At 38.6% G+C, this 6,768-nt stretch carries 4 protein-coding genes and 1 pseudogene; all 5 read right to left on the bottom strand.

The annotated features are described in order from the left end of the window. Positions 1 to 57: 57 nt before the first annotated feature. Positions 58 to 378 (bottom strand): helix-turn-helix domain-containing protein, encoded by a 321-nt coding sequence (locus AC1WHX_RS09460; protein WP_341459724.1) that lies wholly within the window; start codon positions 376 to 378, stop codon positions 58 to 60. Then, positions 376 to 2,187 (bottom strand): annotated as a pseudogene (gene recQ / locus AC1WHX_RS09455) (DNA helicase RecQ); the annotation flags it as partial. The pseudogene recQ and the gene AC1WHX_RS09460, both read right to left, overlap by 3 nt. Next, positions 2,188 to 3,504, bottom strand: coding sequence for a UDP-glucose dehydrogenase family protein (locus AC1WHX_RS09450; RefSeq protein ID WP_009317223.1), 1,317 nt, complete (start codon positions 3,502 to 3,504; stop codon positions 2,188 to 2,190). A gap of 78 nt (positions 3,505 to 3,582) precedes the next feature. Next, positions 3,583 to 4,965 carry an undecaprenyl-phosphate glucose phosphotransferase gene (locus tag AC1WHX_RS09445; protein WP_022389913.1) on the bottom strand — a complete coding sequence of 461 codons (1,383 nt, stop codon included), beginning with the start codon at positions 4,963 to 4,965 and terminating at the stop codon, positions 3,583 to 3,585. Between the two features lie 104 nt (positions 4,966 to 5,069). Continuing rightward, positions 5,070 to 6,768, bottom strand: a 1,699-nt coding sequence (locus AC1WHX_RS09440; protein WP_481229230.1) for a DUF349 domain-containing protein, incomplete at its 5' end; no start/stop codon positions are given.

The following is a 6,768-nucleotide window of genomic DNA, read 5'->3' as shown; positions in this document are numbered from 1 at the left end:
AGAAAAGTTATACCGTTCTTTGAGAAATATAACGAACGAATAAACGTAAACAGACTATTATTCAAGAGATAGAACAGCTAAAGCTAAACGGATCTTGCCATAATCTATTTCACCATTTAATGCTTCATATATAGGCTTCAGATTTTGAGTTTTACTTTCGGAAGATGATATGACATTCGCAACAGACTCGATTTCAAAAACCGAAATATAATTGCTCCAATCTGTCAACTTCCGGGATATGATCAATTCTGCTATATGAGAATAAATCGTAACAGGCTTTAAATTCCGGCTTTCTGCAACCTGCTCGATCGTCAGTCCTTGACGTAAAAGCATCAAAGTCTCGATATAAGAATCGCCTTTTTCTCGTTTAATATTCAATTCTTTACGAAGCAAATCGACAAATTGTTTACCATAGCGAGAAACTTTTACTTCTCCAACTCCGCTGATCCGGGCAAAATCATATAGTGTAACAGGTTTGCGCTCTACCATCTCTTGTAAGACACGATCTGTAAATATCGTATAAGCAGGTTTATCCTCTTCTACCGCAAGTTTCATTCGCAATCCACGCAATGCTTCAAAAAGTTTTTCGTCATCAGATAATTCTGCAACCTCATGACGCATTGTTTTTTTAGGAGTTTTGGCTACCGGTTGCACAGGTTCATCGGTTACCCATGTAAGCTTAATTTCCAATTCATTCCGAAGGGCTTTCCAACCCAATTCTGTCACAGATAATCGTTCACCCTGATTATAAAGCATTTCGAATAATCCTAACTGCAACATTTGCAAAAGATATCCCTGCCATTGCCGAAATGTCAAATCAGAACCGACTCCGAATGTTTTTATTTTATCATAATTTCTTTTCAGAATTTCTGCTTTATGCGACCCTCGCAAAACATCAATCAACAAATTAAAAGTCACTTGTTGTTCCGTGCGAACGATAGCACTCAAAGCCTTCTGTGCCAATACAGATCCATCAAACCGTTGAGGCGGATTCTTGCAAACATCACAGTTTCCACAATCATGATCGACTGTTTCGCCAAAATAACTGAGTAAAATACGTCTGCGACAAATCGGAGATTCTGCATATTGCTGCATTCGGCGAAGCTTCTCCAAATTGATTTTCTTCTGCCCGCTTTCTTCAGCAAATTTTGAAAGCATTACCACATCACCTAAAGAATAGAACAGCAATGTGTCGCCTTTCATTCCATCCCTTCCGGCTCTCCCGATTTCCTGATAATAACACTCTATACTCTTAGGCATATTATAATGTATGACCCACCGCACATTAGATTTATCGATTCCCATTCCAAAAGCAATCGTAGCACAGATTATCTGTACCCGATCATTCAAGAATGCTTGTTGTGCCGTTTCTCTCTCCCGAGACGACAACCCGGCATGATAAGCTGTCACTGAAATTCCGTATTGAGACAGTTCTCGGACCAATATCTCAGTACTGTTCCGACTCATACAATAAATTATTCCGCTTTGGCGCGGATGCTGTTCTATAAATGAGAGTATTGCTGATAGTTTTTGCTTCTTATTCAGATTTTTACGCACCGAAAGCGTGAGATTGGGACGATCAAAAGAAGATATAAACACCTGAGGATTATCCATAGCAAGCTGAGTCACGATATCTTCACGTGTCAACTTATCCGCAGTAGCAGTCAATGCCATTAACGGCACTTTAGGAAAATATTTTTTAAGGACGGAAAGACGATTATACTCAGGCCTAAAATCATGTCCCCACTGCGAGATACAGTGTGCTTCATCGATAGCAAATAAAGAAATATTCATCTCTCTCAACAGTCCGTCTATCTCACCCATCAACCGTTCAGGAGAAATATATAACAGTCTCAGATCTCCCCGCCGAGCAGCAATCTTTACTTTTACCGTTTCTGTCTCATTTTGCAAACTATTCAGCATTGCAGCAGGAATTCCGTTCGAATCGAGAGTGTCGACCTGATCTTTCATTAAAGCCAATAAAGGAGAAACGACAACTGTCGTTCCCCCCTTTATAATTGCAGGTATCTGATAACAGAGAGATTTCCCCCCTCCGGTAGGCATTAATACCAAACAATCGCGACCGGATATAATCGTATCGATTATTTCAGCCTGTTGGAGACGGAATGTATCATATCCATAATATTTCTTCAGTATCTGTAACGGAATGTTCTGGTTCAAAGTCATCTAACGTCCTATGCATTCGTAATCAAAACCTAAAGCTTTTACCTCTTCCCGGTCATAGATATTGCGACCGTCCAATATATAAGGGGTTTTCATTAACTTGCGGATAACTGCCCAAGAAGGTAATCTAAACTGTTTCCATTCAGTCACCAACATCAAACAGTCTGCATCGATCAGAGCATCATACATATCATCGACAAAAATAATATGATCCTCGCCTAACCGACGTTTAGCCTCAGGAATAGCGATAGGATCATAAGCTTTTACAACACATCCGGCCTTGACCAAAGCATCAACCAATAACAGAGACGGGGCATCTCTCATGTCATCGGTTTCCGGCTTGAACGAAAGCCCCCAAACCGCAATCGTTTTTCCCGATAACTTATTTGAATAATAAGCAGACAACTTCTTAAACAAAATCATTTTCTGCTCGTCATTCACCCGTTCTACTGCTTTCAGAATTTCAAGATCGACATCGTTTTCCGACGCAGTCTTTATCAACGCCCGAACATCTTTCGGAAAACATGACCCTCCATATCCGCAACCGGCATACAAAAATTTGCTGCCAATACGTTCATCACTTCCGATTCCTGCACGCACCATATTTATATCAGCACCGACTTTCTCACAAAGATTAGCAATATTATTCATAAAACTGATGCGGGTAGCCAACATCGCATTTGCCGCATATTTAGTCATTTCGGCCGATGGAACATCCATAAATATAATACGGAAATTATTGATCAAAAACGGTTTATAAAGACGAGACAACAAAGCTTTCGCTTTTTCTGATTCTACTCCGACAACGACACGATCGGGATGCATAAAATCATTCACAGCATTTCCTTCTTTCAAAAACTCGGGATTAGAAGCAACGTCAAATTGAATATCCAGATTCCGAATATCCAACTCGTCTTGTATAGCCTTACGCACCAAAGCTGCAGTTCCCACAGGGACAGTACTCTTCGTAACAACAAGCAAGTATTTATTCATCGTGCGTCCGATAGTACGTGCAACCTCCAAAACATAACTTAAATCGGCACTTCCATCTTCGTCGGGAGGAGTACCTACCGCACTAAAAACAATATCCACATCATTAATACATGAAGCCAAATCTGTCGTAAAATTCAATCGTCCGTCATTACAATTCTTTTTAACCAACTCTTCTAAGCCCGGTTCATAGATGGGAATTATACCGTTTTTAAGCTTTTCGATTTTAGTCCGGTCAACATCAACACAAATAACATTCGCTCCCATTTCAGCAAAACAGGTTCCTGTTACCAAACCCACATAACCGGTTCCGACAATTGCAGTTTTCATAATCTATGCTTCTATATTTAATACTTTAATTCTCAAATTAATTCCGGAAAATTCAAATAAGTCTCCAACATTTTCTAATCAAAATGCATTCTTATCACCTTTAAAAATACCGATTAAAGTTAAAAAGATAATCTTCATATCGAGCATAAAGTTCCAATTTTCAATATACCAAACATCATACTCTACTCTCTTTTCCATCTGCCAAAGTTCTTTTGTTTCTCCTCGATACCCATTTACTTGCGCCCATCCCGTCAAACCGGGTTTTATGAAATGACGCACCATATATTTATCGATAATCGCCGAGTAGTCTTTGGTATGCTTCAGCATATGAGGACGAGGACCGACAACCGACATCTCTCCTTTAAAAACATTAATAAACTGCGGCAATTCATCCAGACTTGTCTTTCGCAAAAATTCACCGATACGAGTTATACGGGGGTCTCCTTTAGTTGCCTGAAGTTTATCACTTTCATTATTTACCCTCATCGTCCGAAATTTCAAACAATTAAATTCCCGTCCCATAAAACCTGTACGTTTTTGCTTGAACAATACAGGACCGGGTGACGACAATTTCACGCATATAGCTATCGGCAACAACCACAAAGGAGAAAGTAAAAGAATAACTGAGGAAAAAACGAAATCGAACAAACGTTTGACTGCCCTCATCTCCCACCTCTGCAAGGGTTCTTCCCGAACAGACAATACCGGAACTCGTCCCATAATCTGAAAATGCAGCCTACGTAAGACATAACGGCTGATTTCCGGCACGATAAAAAAACGGATGGCATGACGCTCGGAAAACTGGAGTAAATTTAATATTTTAGCATCTTGAGATCCCGGAAGCGCACAATAAATTTCGTCTACATTATTTTCCAATGCAAATTTTTCGACCATACCGGTATCGCCCAGCAATTGGGGAATCTGCCCTTTCAACTCCGCATTATCATCAAAAAAACCTAAAAATTTATATCCATATCCTAAATCAGAATGTAGTTCCCGAAACAGCATCAAACCGGTTTTCCCTGCACCTACAATAATGATTCTCTTAAAATTAAATCCCTTACTTCGATAATATTTAAGAACCCTACTTGCCAATAACCACCAAAGATTCAAGGATATAAAGAAACCCACAAAAAATGTAAGCAGGACAATTGTCCCGACCTCAATTTGCAAAAATGTCAACAACGATATAAAAATCAGGAACAATAATACAACCGACTCAGAAGCCGCCAATAATAAAGAATCGATATAGATAATACGGGTATTATGTATCTGATTAAACATCAATACTACCGGGAAATAAGATATATTCAGTAAAAGCCAAACTATTTTCTGATTGAATTGATGGGTCATATCTGAATCGAAAAACAGATAAACCATAAGGAAAACAAGATTGATACAACAAAAATCTCCAACTGCAACCAATCCCCTTATAAAACGTCCTCTATCTCTTCTTTCCATATTATCAAACACTTATTTCACAATAGAAGCATCTATGTGATTATCGATAAAACAGCCCGTAACAAACCTCAGTCTGTTACGAGCCGTACAAATCTTTACTTATTTTACAGATTCTCGTCGATCAATTCGATTTTTTGAGCAATCAGCTGCATTTCATCTTTTAATTTTTGCATCTTCCGTTCCATTTCCTTGAGCATGCCTCCTCCGCTTTTCGAAGAGATATTTAAAAAGCCCATATTATTTTCGTACGTCTGCAACTCCGCTTTAACATGTTCATACGAACGCATCAATCGTTCTCTTTCCCGATATAATTTATTTTGAGCTTGGTCAGAAGACGCCATTTGTTGGACAGCAGAAGTAAAGGAATTTAAACGATTCTTGGTTTCATTCATGTTCAAACGTTTAAAATGCTTATCCAATGCAGCCTGATAACTCTTATAAATTTTGTCTTTCTCTTTGAAAGGGACATGTCCTATCTGATTCCATTCGGCCATCAAAGTCTTTACCAAAGCAACCGCTTCGCTCGGAGCCATTGCTTCGTCAAGAGCATTTAGTTTTTCAATGACAGCTTTTTTCAACAGAAGATTTTCCTGTTCAACCTGACGTACAGAAGCTGTCTGCTTATTTTTTTGTTCAAAGAAATAGTCGCAAGCCGCAATAAAACGAGTCCATACAGCATCCGAATATTTTTTTGCAACCGGACCTATAGTTTTCCATTCTTTCTGAATAGCTATCATCTGATCGGTTGTATTTTTCCAATCAGTACTGTCTTTCAGAGCTTCAGCCTTTTCGCACAAAGCTTTCTTTTTCTCAAGGTTGAGAGACATCTCGTCTTTCACTCGTTTGAAATACTCCGCCTTTTGTTTAAAGAACTCATCACACGTTTTACGGAAACGTTCGAATAAAGCATTATTCACCTTACGGGAAGCGAAACCTATACCTTTCCATCGTTCTTGCAATGCTATAATATCTTTTGTTTTTTCATCCCAAGCACTAAACGATTTCAATGCAGTCATATCGATAGCTTCAATTTCCTCACATATCGCAATTTTCGCTGCTTCATTTTTTTGCTCGTCAGCCTTCAAAATTTCAAAATGCTGCTGATGAGCTTTATTAATTACTGTAGAAGCCGCCTTGAACCGATTCCACAAATCTTCACGCAACTCTTTTGCTACCGGTCCTATAGCTCTCCACTCGTCATGCAAAGTTTGTAAAGACTTAAAAGCAGCCACAACATCATCATTTTTAGCTAATGCTTCGGCCGACTCACAAATTGCCAACTTCAGATCAAGATTTTTTTTGAAGTCATAATCTCGCAACTCTTTGTTGATTTTTAATAAATCATAAAAGTGCTCGACATATAATTGATAATTTTTCCATAATTCATTAACAGCAGAAGCCGGAACATCCGTAATTTCTTTGAATGCCTGTTGTAATTGTTGAAAATCGTTATAATGCTTATTGATATTATCAGAATCTTCGGTAATTTTCTTTATTTCTTCAAGAATAGATTTTTTACGCAGAAGATTTTCTTCTTTCACTTTTTCTTGTTGTTCTAGCAGTTTTGCCTTTTTTTCTTTAAACACATTCAACAAGCCTTTCAATGTCTCTTCACACTCATCAGGCTCAGGAGTAAATCCTGATGTGTCACCAGTCTCTTCTTCAAACTTCCGACGAGCTTCCTCTACTTCATTTTTACGAAGCTTATAGTAATTTTGTTTCAACGAATCTATCTCGTCTTTTACAGACTCGACAGGTTGATCTACAAGTTCTTTGACTCTCGCTACTATTTCTTCTCGCGAT

The organism is Coprobacter sp., assembly GCF_982436375.1.
The sequence above is the reverse complement of the archived record's forward strand: the minus strand, read 5'-3'. Positions and strand labels throughout refer to the sequence as shown.